Here is a 25,264-nt window from a genome sequence, read left to right on the forward strand (position 1 = left end):
ACCTTATTTATATTTTGCCTTGAGAAATAACATCAAACTGCTCAATAGCACTAATGACTCTACTCGGCATTAACTCAGTTAGGCACTTTAGGTGCTGCTTGGGACAAGTTCGTTCAAAGCAAGGTCGGCACTCAATATCGGTATTGATGATCGCCAGTTTGTTGGTTAGCGGAGGCGTATATTTAGGTGAACTAGAGCCGTAAACAGCCACGACATTACAGCCCACCGCAGCGGCCACATGCATCAGCCCAGAATCATTGCTAACGACAGTACGACAAGCCCCGATCAAGTCTACAGCCTGAATTAAGCTCGTATCTCCAGCTAAATTGAAGCAATGCTGCTGCATATTAACAGGGACTTGTTCGATTATCTTTTGGGTTACTTCACGATCTTTAGCCGAGCCAAACAACCACACTTGGTAACCTTGCTTTATCATCGCTGTCGCTGCTGTTGCAAAGTGATTATCAGGCCAACGTTTCGCAGGGCCAAACTCAGCACCAGGACATAAACCAAGGACAGGCCTTTGATTGTTTAAACCAAATTGCTCCATAGCCTCTTGTTGGCTGGAGTCAACAACTTGTAGGCTTGGAAAAGGTAATGATGACAATTCACCTAAACAACCACTACCCGTCATTTCAGCTTTAGGGTGCGCTAACGCTACATACCGCTCTAACATGTATTGAAACGCTTTTTTATTGGTTCTAACGTCATTAAGCAAACCAAAACGCATTTCACCTTTCCAGCCAACTCGTTCAGGAACGCGTGCAAACAGGGGAATCAAAGCTGATTTCGCGGAGTTAGGTAATACGTACGCTTTATCGTACTGTACTTCCCTCAACGATTTGCCGATCTTATAACGAGATTTCAGATCAAATTGCCCATGCCCTAGTGGCATTTCAAGAGCTTGATTGACTTGTGGCATTCTTTCCAAAATAGGCTTACACCACGCTGGCGCTAAAACATCAATTTTTGCGTCAGGATACTGTCTTTGCAACTCAATATATAAGCCTTGAGACATTACCATGTCTCCAACCCATGACGGGCCAATAATCAGAATTTTCATTTGTCTTGCTCGTTAATAGCGTGTTCGTTAATAGCTTGGCCAGATAGTCTAAAATATTCTTGAAGTGTTTTAATGCAAACCAATTTTTCTAGTTGTTCATCTTGGAAAGGAGCAAGGTATTCATGCGCATTTTTGATCATCTGTTCAGACTCTTTAGGGTTGTCTAAATAGTATTTGATTTTTTGCTCAAAATCCGACCAGTCATCCTTCACCTCTACATAATGTATGCCTGGCTGCAGAGTGCCTTCCATAAACCACGTTTCAAATTTCATTTTTGGAGTAACGACAAGTGAGTTTGAAGACATTGCCCATTTCAAGTTTGATGCAACATCGTTCCCTTCAAGACAAATAATGAATTTGTATTGAAGCTGCTCTTCTACTGTCATAAATGGCTGTTGCCACTCTGGGTGTTGCTCTGAAGTATTCGATTGACCTGCATTCATCAGTGGATGACCATACAGAGTTTCCATAAAACGAATTCTATGTGGTTGAGTCACAGCACCACGAAACACGGCCATATTTTTTTTATCAGAAAAACTTAAGCTATCATCCACGAATCGGAAATGACGACGCTTATCTAATTTAAATAGTACAGAGTTACTATTGTTCCCATCAATCGGACGAGCTTTAAATAACGTTGGAACTGGCTCTATATGCGTTTCATCACCAAAGTAGTAACTGAAACGAAAGTACTTTGGAAAATAATGAAGAAACTCTTTAAGATCAAAGAAATAAGATGTATAGCCTTTTCGAGAATAATTACTAATCTCGCAGCTTAGACTAGCCTTATCAAAGTCGCCGAGCCCTTTCACATAATAATTTACTCTGCTTTTTATATAGTCAGCTTGATCGGAATATGACTTTTCCAGCTTTTCAAACTGTTTTGAAAAATACAAACGAGGTGCGATAGAGAGCAAGGCATGTTTTAGATAATAAAATATCTTCATAGTTTCTCTTTATATTTTATTTTTGCGTAATGTAACGAAGGCAAAGTCAGCAGCCATAGGTAAGGAATTATCTACAAAGCTCTAGAGGTAGACTCTGCCTTTAGAAATGAAGACGATAAATCCCACAATAATACCTGTAATTTTATCAGATAAAGTGCCCTAGACACAGCTTCAAGTGATATCAACTTCTGTATTGAGAAGGACACATCTATACCTGACAGCTAGAGCAATAAAACGTGTTTCTTTGCCCTATTTTAAGTTCCTGAATCAGCTCTTCACAGTTAGGACACTGTTCACCCGCCTTACCATAAACCTGCAGCTCTTGAGCAAAATATCCCGGTTTTCCATCCGCTTGGGCAAAGTCTTTTAGCGTTGTTCCACCCTGTCTGATAGCCGTCGCGAGTACTTGCTTGATCTCTTTGGTTAACAAGAGCCACTCTTGTTTTGTAACCTTACTTGCAGAGCGCAAAGGATTAATTCGTGAAGAAAACAGAGCTTCATTGGCGTAGATATTACCCACACCGACCACGACTTTGTTGTCCATAATGAACTGTTTGACGGCAACCTTACGCTTTTCTGCTTTCTCGGCAATGTAATCTGCGTTGAAGTCATCGGTTAACGGCTCAGGACCAGAGCCAAGTAGTACAGTATGTATCTCATCAGGCGCCGACCATAGCCAAGCACCAAAACGACGCGGATCGTTGTAACGCAATATCTTGCCATTGGTTAGCTTAAGATCCACGTGATCGTGTTTTGCTGGCGAGAAATCTGCGTCTAACACGCGCAGTGAGCCAGACATACCAAGGTGAACAATGGCTGTGCCCATATCGGTTTCAATCAGTAGGTACTTTGCGCGACGCGAGATAGAGCGAATCACCTGCCCTTCTAATCGTTTAAGCTCTTGTGGGATATCCCAGCGCAGCTTGGGGGTACGAAAGGTAAGCGTTTTAATCGTCTCGCCAACTAAATGAGGCGAGATCCCCATGCGGCTTACTTCAACTTCGGGTAATTCAGGCATAGTTAATCGTCCGATAGAGATGCTTCATCTGATATAGATAGCTTGTCTGATTTAAATGAATCTTCTGAGCTAAATTCTGGAAACAGGTAGCTTTCTTCAATAGACACCGCTAACCACTGATCATTCCAGTTTTTTAGCAACCAGAACTGAGGTAGTTGATAATAAGTAATACGTTGTGGTTCTTCTTGATCTTGATACCACACCTCAATGGTGTGCGGGGTATTCAATTGTGGTGAGAGATCGGTATAGGTTTGAGAGTCAACTTCGGTGCCCACAAGTTCCTGCCATCTCTGTGACAACTCTTGTGCACTGGTAGTTTGAGGAAGCACTATGTCTTTAAATTGATAAGCCCAATGATCGTCTTCGAGTACAACTGACCAATTAGCAAAATGCAAAGCTTGAAGCTCAGCTGCTGGATTTAAAAGAGAAGGATAAGAACCGCTGACCTTAACTTCAGGTTCAGGCTCGATAAGGTACGTTTTGATCAAAGTTGGAAGGTTTAACACGCCAATAAAAGCGATCACACTGAACATGAGTATGTTGTTCCACCGGCGTCCACGATATCTCATCTGATTCTGCTCATCTAACCTATTGAGTGTTCAGTATATCGTGAAAATGGCGACACATTCTATCCTGAGTGATTTTCTATCACATAAGCTCATCGGCAAGTGTAACGTCTGTACGGTAGGTGCCAAATTGAGCCAATAATGCTTACCCTTATCAAAAACACTGGGGCTTCCCAAATTTTGGGCATAAAAAAACCCAGCTATAAGCTGGGTTTTTAATTTATTCTTCTATAAAAGAAGAGACAAAGGGGCTATCAATTACTTGATTTTAGCTTCTTTGTACATAACGTGCTGGCGAACTACTGGATCAAACTTTTTGATCTCAAATTTGCCTGGCATGTTACGCTTGTTCTTGTCAGTTGTGTAGAAGTGACCAGTTCCAGCAGAAGATACTAGACGGATTTTCTCACGAATGCCTTTAGCCATTGCTTAATTCCTCTTAAACGTTTTCGCCACGTGCACGGATATCAACAAGAACAGCATCGATGCCTTTCTTATCAATAATACGCATGCCTTTAGCAGTTAGACGTAGTTTAACAAAACGTTTTTCGCTCTCTACCCAGAAACGGTGAGTTTGTAGGTTCGGCAGAAAACGACGCTTGGTAGCATTGCGTGCGTGTGAACGGTTGTTACCCGTTACTGGACGCTTACCAGTTACTTGACATACTCGGGACATGAATGTCTCTCCAAATCGTTTCAGCTCGATATCAACCTTGGTGGCCGAACCTCTCTATCAATTCTGAAAATAGAGGTAAAAACCATAATGGAAAATCCATTCAAGGCTATCAAAGGTCGCGTATTATACTAACTTGACATGCATTGCTCAAGACCCGAACAGATCCTTTTTAAGGATTTCGTGATCTTTTTTTGAACAGGGCAGCTATTTGAGTAATCAGAGCTGATTTAAGGTTCTAAAATGTGGGCGGAATGATAGCAGATTTAACGCAACTAACAACCTAAAATGTGATTCAAATCCATCCGCGCTCTGCAAAAGAGATAACTTCGCCATCTCCAACGACAAAATGGTCGAGAATTCGGATGTCCACTAGTGCCAATGCGTCGGTTAATCTACGTGTAATTCGCCTATCTGCTTGGCTTGGCTCTGCGACACCGGAAGGATGGTTGTGCGCTAGGATTAAAGCGGCTGCATTATGATGAAGTGCCCGTTTAACCACTTCTCTTGGGTAAACAGATGCTGCATCGATGGTTCCTTCAAACATCACTTCATCCTTTATTACTCTGTTTTGGTTATCTAGGAACAATATATAGAAGGCTTCTCGCTGGCGATCACGCAATATACTCGAAAGATACAACTTGGTGTGACTTGGGCTAGTTAGTGCATCCCCTCGAGATAAAGTCTCGGCCAAATAACGTTGCGTCATCTCCAAAACAGCCTGCAACTGGACATATTTCGCCTGCCCCATCCCTTTATGGGCACAAAACTCGGCCTCCGTTGCAGAAAAAAGATGGCGAAGCGAACCAAAATCTTTGATCAACTTGTCTGATAGCTCTAAAACGTTCATTCCTTGTGTGCCCGTCCGAAGAAATATAGCTAACAACTCCGCATCACTTAAGGAGTCAGGACCTCTACTCAGTAACTTTTCTCTTGGCATCGACTCAACAGGCATTTTACTTATAGGCATATAAAGGCTATCTAGGGTGATGAATACGATCCATCAGCCTAATCCGTTTGTCTACGGATAGCTTCCACAGCGTTATAAAGAAGACTAATGCCTAGCAAAACCGTGTAATTGATAAGTTTGATAACATCAACTTGATGAGTGTCAAACCTGTTCCAATTCTGCTTCTAGGCACTAATCCTTTGTTCTGATATCGTTAGTCCCAGAGAAATTAAGGAACAGAATCATGCAAACATTGGTTAATCAACTGGATAACGCTGACCAACAAGGCCTAGCTGGAAAAAAAATCCTCCTTGGCATTAGTGGTGGTATCGCAGCTTATAAATGTGCCGAACTGACTCGACGCTTAATCGAACGTGGTGCGCAAGTACAAGTCGTCATGACTAATGCGGCTAAGGAGTTCATTACTCCTCTCACCATGCAAGCCGTCTCTGGAAGGCCAGTGTCTGATAGTTTGCTTGATCCTGCGGCTGAAGCTTCGATGGGGCACATCGAACTGGCGAAATGGGCTGACCTCGTGTTATTAGCACCCGCAACCGCTGACCTGATTGCGCGCATGACCGCAGGAATGGGTAACGACCTACTGACCACTCTGGTTTTAGCAACCGATGCGCCAGTTGCGGTATCCCCAGCAATGAACCAACAGATGTACAGCCACCCGGCAACTCAAGAGAACATCGCAACGTTAAAACGTCGTGGCTGTGAAATCTGGGGACCCGCGGCTGGTGAGCAAGCCTGTGGTGATGTTGGTATGGGTCGCATGTTAGAGCCAATGCAACTCGTACATCGTTGTGAAGACTTCTTCCAACCTAAGCCGCTTGCTGGCCGTTCTGTGTTAATTACTGCGGGTCCAACTCGCGAAGCGATCGACCCGGTTCGTTACATTACTAACCATAGCTCGGGAAAGATGGGCTATGCACTGGCTGAATCGGCCGCGAAACAAGGCGCCACTGTGACTCTAATTAGCGGCCCGGTTTCATTAACGACGCCAAACAAGGTTAATCGCATTGATGTCGACAGCGCACAACAGATGTTTGATGCGGTTAGTGCCAATGCTGCTCAACACGATATTTTCATCAGCTGCGCTGCGGTTGCCGATTACCGCCCAGAGAGCATTGCAGACCAGAAGCTTAAAAAAGTCGATGGTAAAGATGACATGACCATTCAAATGGTTAAGAACCCAGACATTGTGGCTTCCGTTGCCTCAATGACTGAAGATCGTCCATTTACTGTCGGCTTCGCAGCAGAAACTCAAGATGTCGAGAAGTATGCGCGCGGAAAACTGGAAAGAAAGAACCTCGATATGATTTGTGCTAACGATGTCTCTGTCGAAGGCCAAGGCTTTAATAGTAGTCGTAATGAGTTGCACCTTTATTGGAAAGGTGGCGATAAATCTCTACCTCTAGATAGCAAAGACTCTCTTGGATTCCAGATCCTTAATCAGATCCAACAGCTTATTGACGTATAAACGCACAATTTTACCCTGACAATACGCTGACACCTCTCGATTCTGTTGACCTAGGTCTTACAAAACTAGGAACAGAATTGAATGGTGTTTATAATCCTGCTTCACTCAATCCTCATCTTTAGGAAAGGAAGTAAATAGATGGCCGGTACTCGAAAATCAAACCGTCGTGAAGAAATCCTGCAAGCTCTAGCACAAATGTTGGAATCGACCGAAGGTGCTTCTCGTATCACAACGGTAAAGTTGGCCAAGCAAGTTGGTGTTTCTGAAGCTGCGTTATACCGCCACTTCCCAAGCAAAGCTCGCATGTTTGAAGGCTTGATCGAGTTCATTGAAGAAGCGTTGATGTCTCGAATCAACCGTATTCTAGATGAAGAGAAAGACACACTAGAGCGCATACGCCTAGTGCTACAACTTATCTTGGTTTTCTCAGAACGTAACCCAGGCCTGACTCGAATTTTGTCTGGTCATGCTCTAATGTTTGAAAATGAACGCCTACGCGATCGCATCAATCAGCTTTTCGAACGTATTGAGACACAACTTCGTCAAATTCTACGAGAAAGAAAGCTTCGAGAAGGGAAGTCATTCCCGGTTGATGAAAAAATCTTAGCGGCTCAATTGTTAGGTCAGGTTGAAGGAAGTTTAAATCGATTTGTTCGCTCGGACTTCAAATATCAACCGACAGAAAACTTTGATGCTTATTGGGCTCTACTCAGCGCTCAGATTAAGTAAACTCAATATCTTAAGTGATGGTTATGACGACGAAAAACTCTCCTGCAAGTAGCACGGTACAACACGTTATTAATAAGCCACCTTTTACCCTAGCACTACTGCACCCTAAATATTGGGGAGTTTGGTTTGGCTTTGGGTTACTGGCTTTTATAGTCAACATTCTACCTTACCGAGTATTACTACTATTAGGCCGTTCGTTAGGTGCTCTTGGTGCCCGCTATGGAAAAAAACGCGTAGCGGTAGCGACACGTAACTTGGAATTAGCCTTCCCCGATAAGCCAGCAGATGAAGTCGCGGCAATGGTCAGCGAGAATTTTAAAAATACTGGTATGGCATTGGTTGAAACCGGTATTACGTGGTTTTGGCCAACATGGCGCTTCAAGCGCATCCTAGTTGATAAAGATACCGAAGTTCTTCGTAGTCATCAGGCTAACGGTAAAGGCGTTCTACTATGTTGTGTTCATGCCTTGAATCTAGAGATCACAGCCCGAGCAATGCCGATCTTGGGTATTCCTGGCCTAGGTGTTTATCGCCCGCATAACAACCCAGCTTATGAGTTCATTCAATACCGCGGTCGAACTCAAAACGGCAACCGTCTAGTTCACCGTAAAGACGTAAAACGTATGATCCGAAGACTGCGACAAGGTGAGACCCTTTTCTACCTCCCTGATCATGACTACGGTCGCAATAAATCTGTATTCGTACCTTTCTTTGCAGTAGAGGATGCAAGCACCACCACTGGAACCAGCATTTTGGCTTACACCAGTCGATGCGCGGTCGTTATTGGGTCTGGCTTTAGAAATGCCGACGGTAAATATGAAATCATGGCCGACGAATCAATCGAAGATAACTATCCGCAGAAAGATGAAAAAGCGGCAGCAGCGTATATGAACCGCTATCTTGAGAAGATTATCTTAAGAGCCCCAGAGCAATGGATGTGGCTACACAAGCGCTTCAAAACCATGGAAGATCCAGAAGCGGAAAAAGGCATTCGTTACAAGTAAACGAGCCTTGTTCTGTCCAATAAGATTTAAGTAAAAAAATGCCCGAAAGAGTTGCATCTCTCGGGCATTTTTCTTTTTTTAAACTCTAAACAGAGGGAACTAAACCATTAGGTTCAACTTCTTCAGTTTACGAATTAGATTCCGTATTGAGCTCGGTACGCTTTTACTGACTCAAGATGTGCTGCGTCTGTGCCTTTCTCTTCAAGAAAAGTCACTAAATCAGTCAGGCTAACGATTGAGATAATCGCACAACCGAAGTCACGCTCTACTTCTTGAATCGCAGACAACTCACCTTTGCCCTTCTCTTGACGGTCGATAGCAACAAGCACACCCGCTAAATCAGCGCCGTTTGCTTGGATGATTTCCATCGACTCACGAATCGCAGTACCAGCAGTGATCACATCATCCACTAGCATGATGCGACCTTCAAGTTCGCTACCCACTAGGTTGCCACCTTCACCGTGGTTTTTCGCTTCTTTACGGTTGAAGCAGTAAGGCGTGTCCACATCATGGTGATCCGCTAGTGCAACCGCTGTTGTTGTTGCGATTGGGATGCCTTTGTATGCAGGGCCAAATAGTACATCGAACTCAATACCTGAATCTGCCAATGCTGCTGCGTAGAAGCGACCTAAACGTGCTAGGTCACGACCTGTATTAAACAATCCAGCATTGAAGAAGTAAGGGCTCTTACGGCCAGACTTTAAAGTAAACTCACCAAACTTAAGTACTTCTTTCTCTAGTGCAAATTCAATAAATTCACGTTGATATGCTTTCATGTTTTTCCTCTACGTTTATTCAATAAAACTTAATTAACTTAAACTCATCTCAGTATCTTCTAAGTAGTCGTGCTTTCCGCTAGGCAACAAGCTTGCGAACCCCGTGAGCTTACGAGTAGTAAGTGATTCGGGTGAGTAAGCGCAGTTAACAACGCGGAGGGCGCGAATACGACGAAGATAAAAAAATAGCTCCTTGTGAAAGGAGCTATCTAAAAACTATTCTGCTAACGCCGACTTCTGCGCTTCGACGATATCGGCAATGCCCTTATTTGCCAGGGCTAAAAGCTGCATCAGCTCTTCGTGGCTGAACGGTTCGCCTTCTGCGGTGCCTTGAATCTCGATCATCTTACCGTCTTCCGTCATTACAACGTTCATGTCGGTATCAGCTGCTGAGTCTTCAACGTACTCAAGGTCACACAGTGCTTGTGCACCAACGATGCCCACTGAAACTGCCGCTACGTGGCCTTTCATTGGGTTCTTTTTCAGTTTGCCGCTTGCTAGTAAGCTGTTGATAGCGTCAGCCATTGCAACGCTTGCACCTGAGATAGAAGCAGTACGAGTACCACCGTCTGCTTGGATAACATCACAATCGACAGTGATCATGATTTCACCCATGACTTTTAGATCAACAACAGCACGTAGGCTACGCGCGATCAGACGTTGGATTTCCATCGTACGACCACCTTGCTTACCGCTCGCCGCTTCACGACGGTTACGAGTGTGCGTTGCACGTGGAAGCATGCCGTATTCAGCGGTTACCCAACCCTTTCCTTGGCCTTTTAACCAACGCGGTACGTTTTCTTCTACCGTCGCATTACATAGAACTTTAGTGTTGCCGAACTCAACTAATACAGAACCTTCAGCATAAGCTGTGTAGTTACGAGTAATTTTAATTGGACGAATTTGATCTACAGCGCGGTCATTTGGACGCATTGGTATCTACCTTATTAACAGTCTGAAGTGATTTACTATCGAAAGAGTGCATCACCTAAGAAAGGGGTGAGACAGTTTTGATTGGGGCAAGATTATATAGCAGTTTATCTTTCAAATCTATTTACCGTTCAAATCTATTTACCGTTCAAAGCTATTTATAATGAAAGGCTATTTATAGTGAAAAGCGACAAGCTTCGGGAGCACCTCATATCGTGATACTATGCGTGCGCGTTATTTTCAGAATTATAAAAGACAGGAAAATTCGATGATTTATAGTATGACCGCGTACGCGCGCAAAGAAGTAAAAGGCGATTGGGGCACAGCAGTATGGGAAATCCGTAGTGTAAACCAACGCTACCTTGAAACTTACTTCCGTATGCCTGAACAGTTCCGTGGTTTAGAGCCAATCTTACGTGAGCGTTTCCGTAAGCGTCTAGCGCGCGGCAAGGTTGAATGTAACCTACGTTTTGAAGCAAACCCAGCTGCGAAAGGCGAGCTAAGCATTAACGAAAGTTTGGCTCAGCAAGTAATCAATGCTGCTAACCAAGTAATGACGATGACAGGTGAAGACAGCCGTTTGAACCCATTCCAAATAATGAACTGGCCTGGCGTAATGGAAACTCCAGAGCAAGACATGGATACCATCAACAAAGATCTACTTGAAGCATTCAACGATGCCATCGCAGAATTCATTGACGCTCGTGCTCGTGAAGGCGAAAACATGAAAGCGCTCATCGTTCAGCGTTTAGATGCAATCACTGAAGAAGTCGTTAAAGTTCGTGCACGCATGCCTGAGATCCTAGAATGGCAACGTGAGCGTCTTCTTACCAAATTTGAAGATGCGAAGATTGAACTTGAAGGTTCTCGCGTTGAGCAAGAGCTTATCCTACTGGCTCAGAAGTCAGACGTAGCAGAAGAACTAGACCGCCTAGACTCTCACGTGAAAGAAGCGAATGTAGTATTGAAGAAAGGTGGCGCTTGTGGCCGTAAACTTGACTTCATGATGCAAGAGTTCAACCGTGAATCAAACACGCTAGCATCTAAGTCTATCAGCACAGACATCACAGCATCGGGCGTTGAGCTTAAAGTTCTTATCGAACAAATGCGTGAGCAGATCCAGAACATTGAATAACAGTTCGTCAGTAACACACTGTGGATAGCCACTAGCTGAATCAGTGTTGATTAGATCAAGATAAGCTCCTAGTTTTTGGGGCTTTTTTTATGGATACAATAATGACAATCAGGATGACTAAGTGAGCAGATTATTACGCCGGAGATGTACTTAGCACAAAAAATAGATACAGCGATAGATAGAACTGAGCAGGTGTACAAAAGGATTTTTAATATTAAGAGGAGGTGTTGCAAGTGGAGAAGAATGTTACGGTAAAACTGGTTTGAGAGAGAAAGTGACGCAAGTTGCTATTGCAACCTGCGCCGACTTAAAATCTTATAGAGCTACAACGTTTGCAGCTTGAAGACCTTTTTGGCCTTGCTCTACTTCGAAAGACACTTGTTGGCCTTCTTTAAGAGTCTTGAAACCTTCAGAAGCGATAGCACGGAAGTGAACGAATACGTCAGCGCCGCCGTTGTCTTGAGTTAGGAAACCGAAACCTTTCTCTTCGTTAAACCATTTTACTACGCCGTTTGTTTTGTTAGACATGATGTGTCCCTTATATAAAAATAAAAAATTAATCGCCAAAAGTGCGATGCGCTGAAAGCTTGAATTATTTAATGTATCTATGAAGCCAAGGGAAACACTGAGAATAACAATGAAGCAATACTAAGGGTTTTACTTTACAACTGATGTTTCATTTAATAACTCTGAAAACAGAGCGAGGCCATTCTTGGTGATCTGGGTCGGGTTGTAAAGCTTTATTTGAAAATAATTGATGTTTTTTTGTTCGGTTGACTCAGATTACAGCCTTACTACGCCATTAAGCTCATTTATAACGCTTTGATCTTAAAAAATTATTCATCCGGCTGCTTGGTTCGAAGATCCACATATGGCCAGTAATAATGTTCTACTAGAATCAAGAGTACGACAAAAGCAAAAACAAACGCCGCAACAGCACTCTCCACGTAACTAAACTACCAGTATCTTCACACCAAGTTCTCGTAAAGCATCAAGCACCTTAGGGTCAGCGCCGTCATCTGTAATCAATGTGTCAATCTGAGAAGCGGTAGCGAGTAACTTCCCACCATGCTTACCTACTTTGCTGCTATCTATCAGAGCCACAATACGATCACCATACTCCAGCAGCTTTTTCTCTGCCATATAGACCAATAGATCAGAGGTATGCACGCCAGCTGTCGTAACACCCGTACCCGTAAAGAAGACAAAACGACTTTTATGGTCATCTGCTGCTTCTTCATCTGGAGAAATAGTGATCTGACGTTCGGGTAGATATTGGCCACCAAGTATGATGATACTTTGATGATCTTGACTAATCAGCTGATAAGCCAATGGCATAAAATTCGTCACAACTTGCACATCACGATGCGCTAAATGCTCTCCCATCAAAAAAGTCGTATTGCTACCACTCACAATAATACTGTCGTGTTCTTCACACATATCTGCCGCAGCTTTAGCAATTCGCTTTTTCGCTACATAGCTTTCTATATCTGTTTCGCAGGGGATAAAGCTGCTTGGTGCATGAGTTGCGGCTAGGGACGAGTCAAAATTGATTACCTCTGCCCCATTACGGATTTTTTTCAGCCTTCCTTCTTCCGCCAACTTTGTAATGTCCCGACGAGCTGTAGATAAAGAGATATCTAACATCTTTACATAGTCATTTGTCGTTATAAACGTGTGACTTGCTAGATGATCCAACAAGCTTCTATGACGCTGAGCTTCATTCATTGTTCATACCATTAAGTTCTTTTGAAGTATTTTGACGCATTATGAACTTTTGAGCAATTGAATTCTTAATATGACCTTTTATGAAGTATTCTGACTTAAAATATGTGATCAACACCATTATTTTGTTCACAATAAATCAAAAATGACTTTACGTGACCGCATTTGACCACTTATAGTCAACTTGCGTCATGAGAAGTCACTGGAGAGTAAAATGAAATACCAAGCAGTAATGATTGATTTAGATGGAACACTGTTAAGTGATGCTGAGCAGATCTGCGTGACTAACAAACAAGCGATTTGTCTTGCCGTTAATAATGGATATCAGGTGAGCTTGGCGAGTGGTAGACCGCACCAGCTGATGATGCCATATGTTGACCAACTTCAATTATCGCTACCAATCATCTGCTGCAATGGTGCCTATATTTATGACCCTAAAACACAACGTGTTCAACATCAGCACACAATTAGTCATGAATCACTAACGGGTCTGTTGAGCTTACTGAATGATGGACATTTCACCTTCACCATCTATTCAAGTAAAGGCATCTTTGCTCAAAAAGAATCAACTCATACAAAGGGTTTAGAAAAAAAGGCTGAGGTTATTAATGCCGCAATGGAGCTGCAGATCATCCCAACGCTGACCGAACTCATCGCTCGCAGTGGCGATGTATACAAGGTATTAGTGTCTAGCCAAGACAAAGAATCTCTAAACCAGTTACGAGATTCCTTAAAAACGCACTTCCAAGCTGACTTATCAACACCGAATAAATTGGACATTACGTCTAAAGCAGCCACCAAAGGCCACGCTCTTCAGCAGTGGCTAAATGACCAAAGAATTTCATCTCATAACACCATTGCTTTTGGGGATGGGGACAACGATGCCTCTATGTTCCGACTTGTCGGAGAACCTGTCGCAATGGCTAATGCCAGCCCTGCTTTAAAAGGCATGGCTAATCTAATTGTTACCAATAACAACGGCTGTGGAATTGGCCAGTACCTTCGCTTGATAGTGCAAGAAGGCCAACACACATGCCAAAACACTTTTAGTTACTAAGGATAAATCATGAAAAAAGTAAAAATTGCCGCAGGATTAGCACACGTAGATTACGGCCACATTGCAGACGTAGTGAAAGAAGTATCTGATGCTGGTGCCGATTACATCCACTGTGATGCAGCAGATATGCATGACCTGAAAAACCTGCAATTGATGGGGGGGCATCAAATTGTTGAAGGCATTCGTCCTTACACTGAAAAGCCAATTGAAGTTCACGCTTACTTCAAAGATTGCGACAAATTATTTATCGATAAAATCGCAGCTGCTGGTGCAGACATGCTGATTCTACCAGCTGAGCATTTTATCGGTGCTCCTCTGTGTTACATCATTAAGTACTGTCAAAACCACGGTATGAAATTTGGTTTAACCGTTGGTGCATTAACGCCAGTGTCATTTGTTAAAGAATCTATCTACTACCTAGACCGTTTACACATTGTTATTCACGGCATTACTGATGGCGATGATGAATGGTTATGGCGCAAATCTGCGATTGCAATGATCCGCGAAGCACGTGAACTCATCAACGAACGCAACCCTAACTGTGAGCTATGTGTAGATGGCGGTATCCGTAACCACAACATCGAAGAACTGCTTAATGAAGATATTGATGTGATGGTTGCATCGACAAATATCTTTGGCCACAAAGACGGCATCACAGCAGGCGTTCGTGACTTCCGCGCAGCAATCGACCAACTGGAAGATAAAGCAGCGGCAGACACAAAAGAAGTCGAAACCGTTTAAGTAATTGCCTAGCGCAGTTTCTATCGAATCGATGCGCCACAGCAATCTAGAAATAACGGTGCTAAACCTACCCCCCTCTATGCTCGGGTTTGGCACCACTACCAAGGATTAAACCATGACACAGTTTCAACACTATCAACCGACCAAGCTAACCTTTGGTGCGGGTGAGATTCAGAAAATAGGTCAGCTTATCGCTCAATATGGCACACGTTGCCTAGTAGTATCCGAACCTATTTTTGATGCAGTAAAGCCAGCCTATGACCGCATTTTTACTTTGCTTTCAGAGCAAGGAATTGAAGTGACTCATTTTGATGGTGTCGTACCGAATCCGCCTACAACCGTCGTTGAACTTGGCCGCCAAGTGGCCATCGGAAATAACTGTGATGTGGTTTTGGCCATTGGTGGTGGTTCATCGATTGATACAGCAAAAATCATTTCGGCAACGATCAATACAGAGTCTCTAGATTGGGCTCATTGGTTTGCCACTTATGATTCACCGTTTGGGGACGTCAACCCACTACCCGCGAAAGTCGTACCTTTGATCGCTGTACCTACAACATCGGGAACTGGCTCTCAAGTGACGCAAGCGGCAGTGATTACCGACCTTGAGCAACATGCAAAGCTAACACTGTTTCACCCTGAATTTTTCCCTTGTGAAGCGTTAATCGATCCAGAGCTCATGCTGACACTGCCTCCACGTATGACAGCTATGACAGGATTTGATGCTTTTTCACATGCGTTTGAATCATTTACGGGTACTCGACCATCTCCATTTGTTGATGGTATGGCGTTAGAAGCAATGAAGCTTGTCATTGATCACCTACCGAGTGTTGTCGACAACGGCGCAGATTTACATGGCCGCTGCCAACTCGCGAAAGCAGACACACTTGGCGGGATCTCGCTAGCTAATGGCGGTGCGGGGGCGCCACACCCTTTAGGCGAAATCTTAGGTAGTAGCAAAACAAACCTACCACATGGGTTAACACTCGCAGTGGTTTATCCAGCTTATGCACAACTTCAATGGCGCAAGCAACCAGAGAGATTTGCTCAAGTGGCTGAGTTATTTGGTGCTGTGGGAAGTACCGAAGAAAAAGCTCAATCATTAGCGGCTGCTCTTGTGAAATTCCTTGAACGCATCGGTCTTGAATCGAACTTAACTCAAGTAGGTGTCACCAAAGAAGATGTTCAAAAGTTGGAGCCGGCTTTTTGCTTTGATCTACCACTAACCAGTGGTGAAGAAATGAAAAAAGTATTGCAGGCCAGTTTGGTTGAATAAGCGACAGTCACAAATTCACGTTTGTCATAATTAAAGAAAATGGAGATTGAAACATGGAATGCAAGAACAACACTTTAGGTCATACAGCTTTGAAATTGGAAAGAGAGGAATTCATTGCCAGTAACCTAAAAGCGTTGGTCTTTGACTTCGATGGTCTTCTCGTCGATACAGAAACCTGTATGTTCAAAGCCTGGGAAGCTTTGTTAAAACCATACGGCGTTGAAGTTTCGCCACTCCAGGTTGCTGGCCTAGTTGGGAGCTCAGCGCCAGCAACCTACCTTTATCAACTATTCAACAAAGCGTCGAATCAAAAGCTGTCCGATTCACAAATTCGCGATCGAGTGATCGCTCATGCCTACCAATTAATTGCTTCAATAACAGAACGAGAAGGTGTCCGTCAGTATCTAGACTTTGCTAAATCACACTCATTGAGCATTGCACTGGCCACCAGCTCAGAGGCTGATCATTACATGCCAATTCTGAATCGTTTGAACCTTACACACTATTTCGACTGCTTTATCGGAGCAGAAGACATTGCCTCAGATAGACGGAAACCACATCCCGATGTGTATTTAGCGGCATTAGAACAACTCGGTGTATCTGCCCATCAAGCCATCGCTTTCGAAGATTCCCCTCCTGGAATTATGGCGGCTCGATCGGCAGGAATACCAACAGTTGCAGTAACCAATTTGCTCACTCGTCACCTCGATGTCTCGCTAGCCAACGTGGTGCTGAGTTCGATGAATGATCAAACGCTACTGCAATTGATAAACCAACTTACCGAGAATGAACAATGAATAAATTAGAACAACTGAAAAAGCACACCACTGTCGTTGCCGACACAGGTGATATTGATGCTATTGCTGCATTTCAACCTGAAGACGCCACAACTAACCCATCTCTAGTACTAAAAGCCGCAGAAATGCCGCAATACGATCACTTAATCGCCGATGCGATCACTTGGGCAAAAGCACAAAGCAACGACAAATCACAACAGTTGATCGACGCTGGAGACAAACTGGCGGTCAACATTGGTTTAGAAATTCTAAAAACGGTACCGGGGCGCATCTCAACAGAAGTCGACGCTCGTATGTCATTCGACAGAGTCGCAAGCTTGGCAAAAGCTCGTAAGCTTATCGGCATGTATAACGAAGCTGGCATCAGTAACGACCGAATCCTAATTAAGTTAGCGTCAACTTGGGAAGGCATTCGAGCAGCTCAAGAGCTAGAGAAAGAAGGCATCAACTGCAACCTAACTCTGCTGTTCAACTTTGCACAAGCCAAAGCCTGTGCAGAAGCTGGTGTTTTCTTAATCTCACCTTTTGTCGGTCGTATCCTAGATTGGTACAAAACCAATACCGATAAAAAAGAGTACCTTCCTCATGAAGATCCTGGTGTCGTTTCAGTATCTGAAATTTACAACTACTACAAAGATCATGGCTACAACACGGTTGTGATGGGCGCGAGCTTCCGCAATGCCGATGAAGTCCTAGCATTAGCGGGCTGTGACCGTTTGACCATAGGCCCTGCAATTTTAGACCAACTTGCAGCACAAGAAGGCTCTGTTGAGCGCCTACTCTTTGCCGACCGTGACACCATCAAAGATACACCAACAGCTATGACTGAAGCACAGTTCCGCTGGGAGATGAACCAAGACCCGATGGCAACAGAAAAGCTAGCCGAAGGCATCCGTAACTTTGCAGTCGATCAAGGCAAGTTAGAAACCATGATCGAAGCACGCCTGTAGGAGAAGCATAATGATTACACGAACTAAATTAGCTGACGCTATTCGCGTTCTAAGCATGGACGCTGTACAAAAAGCAGGCTCGGGCCACCCCGGAGCACCGATGGGCATGGCCGATATCGCTGAAGTTCTATGGCGTGATTTTCTAAAACACAATCCGAGCAACCCTAACTGGGCCGACCGCGACCGTTTTATCTTGTCGAATGGCCATGGCTCAATGCTTATCTATAGCTTGTTACACCTATCTGGTTACGAGCTATCAATGGATGACATCAAATCTTTCCGTCAATTACACAGTAAAACCGCAGGTCACCCTGAATACGGTTACGCTCCAGGTATTGAAACCACTACAGGCCCATTAGGGCAAGGCATCACCAACGGTGTCGGCATGGCTTTGGCTGAAAAGGTGCTGGCTGAACAGTTCAACCGTGAAGGCCACGATATTGTTGATCACCACACCTACGTGTTCATGGGCGACGGCTGCATGATGGAAGGTATTTCTCATGAAGCATGTTCACTTGCCGGTACGCTTGGACTAGGGAAGCTGGTCGCTTTTTGGGATGACAATGGCATTTCGATTGATGGCGAAGTCGACGGCTGGTTCTCTGATGACACACCAAAACGTTTTGAAGCCTACGGTTGGCATGTTATTGCTGATGTTGATGGTCATAACGCTGATGATATTCACAAAGCGATTACTGAAGCTAAAGCCGTAACAGATAAACCAACCTTAATTTGCTGCAAAACCGTGATTGGTTTTGGCTCACCAAACAAGTCAGCCAGTCATGACTGTCATGGTGCTCCGTTAGGTGCTGATGAAGTCGCATTGGTTCGACTCAACCTCGGCTGGGACCATCCTGAATTTGAAATTCCTCAAGATGTATACCAAGCATGGGATGGGAAAGATAAAGGACAAAGCAATGAAGATGACTGGCAAACACGTTTCAATGCTTATCAAGAGGCGCACCCAGAATTAGCCGCTGAGTTTTTGCGTCGTAGCCAGAACCTATTACCTGAAAATTGGGATCAGCACACTCAAGATCTAATCCAGACTTTGCAAGCGAATCCACAAACCATCGCGACTCGCAAAGCATCACAAAATACTATTGAAGCATTCGGACCATTACTGCCAGAGTTTTTGGGAGGTTCTGCCGATTTAACCCCTTCAAACTTAACTAACTGGTCAGGCTCAAAAGCAATTACCGCTCAAGATGCGTCAGGAAACTACTTGAGTTACGGCGTTCGTGAATTTGCGATGTCTGCAATGATGAATGGCGTGGCGTTGCATGGTGGCTTTATCCCATACGGCGGTACGTTCTTGATGTTCATGGAGTACGCTCGTAACGCGCTTCGTATGGCAGCACTAATGAAGCAACGCAGTATCTTCGTTTATACCCATGACTCTATCGGTTTGGGGGAAGATGGTCCGACACACCAACCGGTTGAACAAATCGCATCGCTTCGACTTACCCCAAACATGAGCACTTGGCGTCCTTGCGACCAAGTAGAAACCGCGGTGGCTTGGAAGTCTGCTATCGAACGTTTTGATGGCCCAACGTCATTGATTTTCTCTCGCCAGAACCTTGTTCAATTCGAACGTGATCAAGACACGCTTTCCAATGTAGCGAAAGGTGGATACATCCTTTCTGACTGTGAAGGTGACCCACAGCTGATTCTAATCGCTACGGGCTCTGAAGTAGCACTCGCCATGGAAGCAAAAGTACAACTCAGCCATGTTCGCTGCCGCGTAGTTTCAATGCCGGCCACCGATATTTTTGACGCACAAAGCGCGGAATACAAGGAACAGGTTTTACCAAGCCATGTTACAGCACGAGTTGCCATAGAAGCTGGTATCCGTGACTACTGGTTCAAGTATGTCGGGCTACACGGCGACATTGTGGGAATGACAAGCTTTGGTGAATCAGCACCAGCAGAGCAACTCTTCGAAATGTTTGGATTTACGGTTGAAAACATCGTTGAAAAATCCCTAGCGGTTCTGGAGAAGTAATATGAGCATGGCACAACGCTTTATTGAAAACCAAAGCCAAGACTGCCTGCGAACTAAGGCTGCAAAAGTAGCCTTAGAGCAAGTCCTAAAAACGCTAACACCTTCTAGCGTGATTGGTATCGGCACTGGTGCAACAGTTGAAGTTTTCATTCAACTATTGAAAGAGAGTGGCGCTGAGTTTGCTCATTGCGTATCCAGTTCGGTTCGCTCAAGTCGAGCTTTATCCTCTGCAGGGCTGAATGAGATATCCATATCTGAATGTGGCCGTGTTGATTTCTACATTGATGGCATTGATGAAGGTCTTACAACCGGCATGACCGTGAAAGGTGGTGGTGCAGCACTGGCTCGTGAAAAAGTACTCGCGACGCTTGCTCTAAGCTTCATCACCATCGCGGATAGCGGTCGATTGGTCACTCAACTCGGAAAGTTCCCACTCCCTGTAGAGGTTTTACCTGCCGCACAAACCGCTGTGTTTAATGCCTTACAAAGCCTTGGTGGACACCCGACGTTGCGTCAAGACTGCACCACTGATAACGGCAATATCATTCTCGATGTTGCTCATTTGGACATCGCTGAACCAAAGCGATTAGAACTCCAAATTAACGCTATTCCTGGCGTCGTCGAGAACGGTATTTTCGCGCAAAGAACGGCCGATTTCATGGCTTTTTCGAATGCAGAAGGTACGTATTTATTATCAAAATAACACGTTCAATAGCTGGGATTTATAATCAAAATGAGACCTCGCTTGCAAGTCTATTTACAAGCATGTCAGTAAGGATAATTTAGGAATAAAACATGACGGAAAGCAATTTTTCAGCTCAAACACTGCGCTATTTTGATTCAAATATTGAAACGTTTACGCGTGATCTATCTGAGCTAATTGCTATTCCGTCTGTACGAGATATCAGCAGCTGTTCACCCAATGCTCCTTTTGGTTTACCGATTAGAAACGCATTCGACTTTCTAATTAACTGGGCGAAACGAGAAGGGTTTGAAGTCCGTGATCATGATGGTTATGCCTTGGACATCAGCCATGGCGAAGGCTTACAAGAAATCGGCATATTGCATCATGTAGATGTGGTAGAAGCAGGTAATTTGGACTCATGGTTAACCCCTGCATTTGAGATGCACCAACACGGTGATGACTTATTAGGGCGAGGCGTTACCGACAACAAAGGCCCGTTAATGGCCAGTCTGTATATTCTCAAGATGTTTAAAGCGCTTGATGTAAGACTCGACAAAAAAATAAGAGTAATCATCGGCGGCGCAGAAGAGACAACTTGGGAATGTGTAGAGCATTATTTTAATCATAACCCTCAACCGGATTATGGTTTCTCTCCAGATGGCGACTTCCCAATCGTTAATGGAGAAAAAGGCATCCTATATGCGTCATTACAACGAGAATTCCCAACTCACAATGGCCTAGGAACTTGTCAGATCGTAAGCATTGAAAGTGAGCGTGACAGAACATCCACCTGCTATCAATTATCGATTTATCTGACAGGAGAAAAAGCGGCTGAAGTAGCAGCAATATTTGAAACTTCAGCAACGGTCACTCTTGCCAATGTGGCACAAAGTGACAACCACCAACAAAAGGAGTTGTACTGCGTTGAGTTGTCAACGCCGTGGGAGAAATCTCGCAACCCGCATAAGGTCGATAACTGTATGGATCAGTTTGTTCGTCACATGCGACATGTTGAAGGGTTAGACACTAACTCTCGAAATTTAATTGATTTACTAGACGCGTGTTTTAGTGATTCCAATGATGCTTCGAAATTAGGGCTAGCACACCAAGATAATGAAATGGGGTCGACTACATGCTGTGTCTCCTCCATCAATTTGAATCAACATGGCTACAACTTGGATTTTGATTTTCGGTTTCCTAAAGGACTGACTATCGATCAAGCTCGTACCCAACTCCAGTATGTATCCCAACAATACGGAGTGAGATTGATTGAACACCAGTACTTACCTCTATCTTACCTCTCACCCGAAAGTGAACTTATCCAAGCAATGGGAAAAGCTTATTCCGAAGTTACCAAAATGGACGCTCAGTGCTTTAGTAAAGGTGCGGCTTCTTACGCGCGCGCGCTAAACAATGGTGTGGCATTCGGACCTACTTTTCCTGGTGATGTGACTCGTGTCCATGAGCCTAATGAAAGGCTCAGCCTCGAGTCATTAAAAAGAGCAATAACAATATACGTGAAAGTTCTCATATCACTTTAGGAGTAAATTATGAGAGATAAGGTTCAAGCACTTGCTGGAGGTATGATGGTATCCATCATCGTACTGGTTATCGCAGGTATATTTATTGGTGTAGGCGCTGGTGTTGTAAACCAAATGTCTGCTACCGACTCTGTTATTTGGGCATTCTTTAAGCTGATGTTAGATCTTGGCTTGATGGTCATGCGCAACCTACCGCCTTTCTTTGCGATTGGTCTAGCGTTCGCGCTGGCGAAATCTGAAAAAGGTTGGGCAGCCTTCACTGGCTTTACCATGTTCATGTGTTTCAATGTCGCTATCGGGTCGATCGCTGCATTTCACGGATGGACTCAAGAAACCACAAGCGTTGCGTCATTAATGAATGATGCTGGCTACGACAAAGTAGCAGCGCAAAACTTCAACTCTTTATGGGGTGAGTCTCTAGGTATCTTCGCTTACAACATGGGGATCTTTAGCGGTATTCTTGTTGGTTGTATTACGGCTTGGATCCACAACCGTTACTACAAATTCGAAATGCCTGCACTCTTGAGCTTCTTCTCTGGCCCTCGTGCCGTAGTGATTTTCGCTTACTTCGCTATCATGCCTATCGCGCTGTTTGTTTACTACGCTTGGCCGCCGATCGCTGGGGCACTGCAGTCCATCACTACCTTGATTACTAGCTCAGGTATTTTTGGCTCTTTCCTATTTGGCGTATTTGACAAAGGCTTATTGCCATTTGGCTTACATCACCTTATCGCCTTCCCTATTGAATACACTCGTGTTGGTGGCGTAATGGAGATTGATGGTGTTGTTTACGAAGGTGTTCGTAACATCATGAATGGCCAAATGAGTTCACCAGAGACAACGAGCTACATTACACATAACTTTACCAGCGGTCGTATTCCAATCCAAATTGGTGGCCTAACGGGTGCTGCTTATGCAATGTACGTAACAGCAAAAACAGCCAATCGTAAGAAGGTAGCCGCTATCATGGTGCCTGCAGTATTTACGGCTGCTGTTATCGGTATTACCGAGCCACTGGAATACACCTTCCTATTCGTCCAACCATTCCTATTCTTTGCAGTGCATGTTCCGCTAAATGGTCTTGCTTATGTGATCACCGAAATGATGGGTGTTTCAATTCACGGTAATCAGCTGCTATTTATGGTGCCTAACCTACTACAACCTGAAAAGGTTCATGCTTGGGCTCTATTGTGGATTATCCCACTATACTTCGCGATTTACTTCTACACATTCAAGTTCTTCATCCTGAAGTTTGATTCAAAAACCCCAGGTCGCGAAGACGAAGATGGCGATATCGCACTTTACTCAAAGGAAGACTTTAAAAAGAAAAAAGAGCAAACCTCAAAAGGTCTGCCAGTTGAAATCATTGAAGCGCTTGGCGGTGCAGACAACATCGAGAACGTAACAAACTGTGCGACTCGACTGCGTGTTTCGCTGCACGACGAGTCGCTAGCCGCGAGCGATAAAGTATGGAAACAACAGCTCAACGCTATTGGAGTCGTCAGAATGAACAAAGGCATTCAAGTGATATACGGAGCGAACGTTATTACGATTGCGTCTGGTATCAAAGAAGCCCTTGGCATTGATTCTTAACCAAGCACTTCCTCGGTAACCCTACCGTTACGAGTTTATAAAACCTTAGCAATTGCAATCTCTCCTGTGGCTACAAGTCACAGGAAGGGGTTCGTGCACCTGAAATATGGAAATTATAAAAATGAAAACAATAACTAAACATGCAGTTACTTTACTTGCTCTTTGTGTTTCTGGCGTCCTACACGCAAACGAAAATACAACATCAAGCTGGTCTGAGCGCAACCCTATCGCCTTCTGGGGAGATAGAACCAATGAAGACTGGAGCTATGTCGATGGTCTAGACGAAAGTCAAAAAAGCTTTTCAGAAAAACTCAAACGCTTAGATATTGATGACAGTGGTGACTGGAAAGTCTCATTTAGCGGTAATGTAAAAGCCGCACTCGATAACCGCTGGAATCACATGTACGACGGAGAAAACCGCAAGAAAAATGAACTGCGTACTCGCATGCAATTCTCCACCGATGTGACTTACCAAGACTGGATGCGTGTATTTGGTGAAATTCGAACCAATTACACTAACCTCGATAGTCCGGGTCCAGTAGACGATGCCGGTACTGACTTCCACCAGTTGTTTACCGAATTCAAATTACTCGATGACGGTGAGCAATACCTAAGTACCCGCCTTGGTCGCCAAGAAATATACTTAAATGAATGGCAAATGATGAACCGTGAACCAACGCCAGTTCAATCAAGTTGGAATGCAGCCAGCGCAAAATACAGCGTAGCAGGCATCAATTTTGACGCATACTACGGCGAGGAAGTATTCCCTCTCTACAAAGATGGCAGCTTCGGTGGTAACTGGGATGATAAAACCAATGGCAAAAAATCGACCGGCTTATTCGCTAATTGGAGAACTGACTTCGGGGCAATGCAAGCCTACATAATGAGTAATAAACTCACCAATGAAAGCTTTGTTAATGCACCTGACGGTGATGTCGACATTCAAGTTTTAGGCTTACATGCACATGATTTTGTGAGTGAAGGATTTGGTTACATGCTCGATGGTGTTTACCAATTTGGCGATCATGCAGGTAAAGATATCTCAGCCTACATGGCTTATGCCGATTTGAACTACAACTGGAAAGCAGACTGGAACTATCGCTTAGGTCTGAACCTACATTACGCATCAGGTTCAGATAAAGACAGCGACAAAGTGAACACGTTTAACCCTTTGTGGACAGGTGACCCACTGGGTTTCGCGCATGATGGCGCTTACGGTAACGCAATGCAGGTCGGTTCTTACACTGTGATTGAGTATCAGCCGAAACAATCCATCATCGCTGGCTTTATGTCGACATGGCGTGCCAACACAGATGATGCAATCTACACACTCAACCAAGATGTATTATTTGGTGCAGAGTCTGACGAAAAATACGCTTACACCCAGTTCTATCTGCAATTCCATAATTACATCACAGGCAACTTAAAGTCTGAGTTAAATATGTACTACGCATTAGATAGCGACTACACACGTGACGTAGTCGGCAGTAGCAGTGATGACATTTCTCGTGTTGAAATCGCACTGATCTATAACTTCTAACACTGCTTATCAGGTTAGTATGTTACTAAATGAGTTCGCCCAGCAGTGCTGGGCGAATTTTTTAGATCATCATATTTC

25 protein-coding genes and 1 pseudogene are annotated in these 25,264 nt (G+C 44.1%); 14 read left to right on the forward strand and 12 right to left on the reverse strand.

Annotated elements, in window-relative coordinates; translation table 11 throughout:
• Positions 1–7 precede the first annotated feature (7 nt).
• From waaF to radC, 7 genes are all read right to left on the reverse strand, one after another.
• Positions 8–1,063 (reverse strand): lipopolysaccharide heptosyltransferase II, encoded by a 1,056-nt coding sequence (gene waaF, locus K08M4_RS13990; protein ID WP_009847976.1) that lies wholly within the window; start codon positions 1,061–1,063, stop codon positions 8–10.
• Positions 1,060–2,010, reverse strand: a complete 951-nt coding sequence (locus K08M4_RS13995) for a glycosyl transferase family 90 (RefSeq protein ID WP_086050241.1) — start codon at positions 2,008–2,010, stop codon at positions 1,060–1,062. Before K08M4_RS13995 ends, waaF begins: the two co-directional genes overlap by 4 nt.
• A 208-nt stretch (positions 2,011–2,218) precedes the next feature.
• Positions 2,219–3,028, reverse strand: a complete 810-nt coding sequence (gene mutM / locus K08M4_RS14000; protein WP_086050242.1) for a bifunctional DNA-formamidopyrimidine glycosylase/DNA-(apurinic or apyrimidinic site) lyase — start codon at positions 3,026–3,028, stop codon at positions 2,219–2,221.
• 2 nt (positions 3,029–3,030) lie between these two features.
• Positions 3,031–3,597, reverse strand: coding sequence for a hypothetical protein (locus K08M4_RS14005; protein ID WP_086050243.1), 567 nt, complete (start codon positions 3,595–3,597; stop codon positions 3,031–3,033).
• Between the two features lie 255 nt (positions 3,598–3,852).
• Positions 3,853–4,020: a 50S ribosomal protein L33 gene (gene rpmG / locus K08M4_RS14010; protein WP_002535344.1), complete on the reverse strand. Its 168-nt coding sequence runs from the start codon at positions 4,018–4,020 to the stop codon at positions 3,853–3,855.
• Positions 4,021–4,033: 13 nt separating this feature from the next.
• Positions 4,034–4,270: a 50S ribosomal protein L28 gene (gene rpmB / locus K08M4_RS14015; RefSeq protein WP_004728407.1), complete on the reverse strand. Its 237-nt coding sequence runs from the start codon at positions 4,268–4,270 to the stop codon at positions 4,034–4,036.
• A gap of 292 nt (positions 4,271–4,562) precedes the next feature.
• Positions 4,563–5,237, reverse strand: coding sequence for a RadC family protein (radC, locus tag K08M4_RS14020; protein WP_012603038.1), 675 nt, complete (start codon positions 5,235–5,237; stop codon positions 4,563–4,565).
• Between the two features lie 223 nt (positions 5,238–5,460).
• Between radC and coaBC the strand changes: the two genes are divergently transcribed.
• The 3 genes from coaBC to K08M4_RS14035 all read left to right on the forward strand — a co-directional run bounded on the left by coaBC (position 5,461) and on the right by K08M4_RS14035 (position 8,435).
• Complete coding sequence (gene coaBC, locus K08M4_RS14025) at positions 5,461–6,702, forward strand: bifunctional phosphopantothenoylcysteine decarboxylase/phosphopantothenate--cysteine ligase CoaBC (protein WP_086050244.1); 1,242 nt, start codon at positions 5,461–5,463, stop codon at positions 6,700–6,702.
• A gap of 138 nt (positions 6,703–6,840) precedes the next feature.
• Positions 6,841–7,431 (forward strand): nucleoid occlusion factor SlmA, encoded by a 591-nt coding sequence (slmA, locus tag K08M4_RS14030; protein ID WP_004741428.1) that lies wholly within the window; start codon positions 6,841–6,843, stop codon positions 7,429–7,431.
• A gap of 23 nt (positions 7,432–7,454) precedes the next feature.
• The gene (locus tag K08M4_RS14035; protein ID WP_029223859.1) at positions 7,455–8,435 is read left to right on the forward strand and encodes a Kdo(2)-lipid IV(A) acyltransferase; all 981 of its coding nucleotides are present in this window, start codon (positions 7,455–7,457) and stop codon (positions 8,433–8,435) included.
• Between the two features lie 134 nt (positions 8,436–8,569).
• On the opposite strand, the gene pyrE is transcribed toward K08M4_RS14035, so the two are convergent.
• Positions 8,570–9,211, reverse strand: coding sequence for an orotate phosphoribosyltransferase (pyrE, locus tag K08M4_RS14040; protein WP_004735727.1), 642 nt, complete (start codon positions 9,209–9,211; stop codon positions 8,570–8,572).
• Positions 9,212–9,427: 216 nt separating this feature from the next.
• On the reverse strand, positions 9,428–10,144 hold the full coding sequence (gene rph, locus K08M4_RS14045; protein WP_019826449.1) for a ribonuclease PH: 717 nt from the start codon (positions 10,142–10,144) through the stop codon (positions 9,428–9,430).
• Positions 10,145–10,409: 265 nt separating this feature from the next.
• Between rph and K08M4_RS14050 the strand changes: the two genes are divergently transcribed.
• Entirely contained in the window at positions 10,410–11,276 is an 867-nt protein-coding gene (locus tag K08M4_RS14050; RefSeq protein WP_086050245.1) for a YicC/YloC family endoribonuclease, read from the forward strand.
• Between the two features lie 315 nt (positions 11,277–11,591).
• Here K08M4_RS14050 and cspE read toward each other — a convergent pair whose 3' ends face one another.
• The 3 genes and pseudogenes from cspE to ulaR all read right to left on the reverse strand — a co-directional run bounded on the left by cspE (position 11,592) and on the right by ulaR (position 13,004).
• On the reverse strand, positions 11,592–11,804 hold the full coding sequence (gene cspE, locus K08M4_RS14055; protein WP_004735656.1) for a transcription antiterminator/RNA stability regulator CspE: 213 nt from the start codon (positions 11,802–11,804) through the stop codon (positions 11,592–11,594).
• A 308-nt stretch (positions 11,805–12,112) separates the two neighbouring features.
• A pseudogene (locus K08M4_RS22325) lies at positions 12,113–12,214 on the reverse strand (phosphate-starvation-inducible E); the annotation flags it as partial.
• 13 nt (positions 12,215–12,227) lie between these two features.
• Positions 12,228–13,004 carry an HTH-type transcriptional regulator UlaR gene (gene ulaR / locus K08M4_RS14060; protein ID WP_086050246.1) on the reverse strand — a complete coding sequence of 259 codons (777 nt, stop codon included), beginning with the start codon at positions 13,002–13,004 and terminating at the stop codon, positions 12,228–12,230.
• A gap of 211 nt (positions 13,005–13,215) precedes the next feature.
• On the opposite strand from ulaR, the gene K08M4_RS14065 reads away from it, so the two are divergent.
• From K08M4_RS14065 to K08M4_RS14110, 10 genes are all read left to right on the forward strand, one after another.
• The gene (locus tag K08M4_RS14065; protein WP_086050247.1) at positions 13,216–14,058 is read left to right on the forward strand and encodes an HAD family hydrolase; all 843 of its coding nucleotides are present in this window, start codon (positions 13,216–13,218) and stop codon (positions 14,056–14,058) included.
• A 9-nt stretch (positions 14,059–14,067) separates the two neighbouring features.
• Positions 14,068–14,799, forward strand: a complete 732-nt coding sequence (locus tag K08M4_RS14070) for a ribulose-phosphate 3-epimerase (RefSeq protein ID WP_012603032.1) — start codon at positions 14,068–14,070, stop codon at positions 14,797–14,799.
• A gap of 115 nt (positions 14,800–14,914) precedes the next feature.
• The gene (locus tag K08M4_RS14075; protein ID WP_012603031.1) at positions 14,915–16,075 is read left to right on the forward strand and encodes an iron-containing alcohol dehydrogenase; all 1,161 of its coding nucleotides are present in this window, start codon (positions 14,915–14,917) and stop codon (positions 16,073–16,075) included.
• A gap of 53 nt (positions 16,076–16,128) precedes the next feature.
• Positions 16,129–16,872 carry an HAD family hydrolase gene (locus K08M4_RS14080; RefSeq protein WP_012603030.1) on the forward strand — a complete coding sequence of 248 codons (744 nt, stop codon included), beginning with the start codon at positions 16,129–16,131 and terminating at the stop codon, positions 16,870–16,872.
• Complete coding sequence (tal, locus tag K08M4_RS14085; RefSeq protein WP_012603029.1) at positions 16,869–17,822, forward strand: transaldolase; 954 nt, start codon at positions 16,869–16,871, stop codon at positions 17,820–17,822. The genes K08M4_RS14080 and tal overlap by 4 nt, the downstream gene beginning before the upstream one ends.
• Before the next feature lie 10 nt (positions 17,823–17,832).
• A complete protein-coding gene (gene tkt / locus K08M4_RS14090; RefSeq protein ID WP_086050248.1) occupies positions 17,833–19,827 on the forward strand; it encodes a transketolase in 1,995 nt (664 codons plus the stop codon).
• A gap of 1 nt (position 19,828) precedes the next feature.
• Positions 19,829–20,530: a ribose-5-phosphate isomerase RpiA gene (rpiA, locus tag K08M4_RS14095; protein WP_086050249.1), complete on the forward strand. Its 702-nt coding sequence runs from the start codon at positions 19,829–19,831 to the stop codon at positions 20,528–20,530.
• Between the two features lie 92 nt (positions 20,531–20,622).
• Entirely contained in the window at positions 20,623–22,053 is a 1,431-nt protein-coding gene (locus K08M4_RS14100) for a Sapep family Mn(2+)-dependent dipeptidase (RefSeq protein WP_086050250.1), read from the forward strand.
• Between the two features lie 9 nt (positions 22,054–22,062).
• The gene (locus tag K08M4_RS14105) at positions 22,063–23,646 is read left to right on the forward strand and encodes a PTS transporter subunit EIIC (RefSeq protein WP_086050251.1); all 1,584 of its coding nucleotides are present in this window, start codon (positions 22,063–22,065) and stop codon (positions 23,644–23,646) included.
• Between the two features lie 121 nt (positions 23,647–23,767).
• Complete coding sequence (locus K08M4_RS14110) at positions 23,768–25,186, forward strand: alginate export family protein (RefSeq protein ID WP_086050252.1); 1,419 nt, start codon at positions 23,768–23,770, stop codon at positions 25,184–25,186.
• The last annotated feature ends 78 nt before the right edge of the window (positions 25,187–25,264 follow it).

The organism is Vibrio syngnathi (genome assembly GCF_002119525.1).
GTDB classification, from domain to species: Bacteria; Pseudomonadota; Gammaproteobacteria; order Enterobacterales; family Vibrionaceae; genus Vibrio; species Vibrio syngnathi.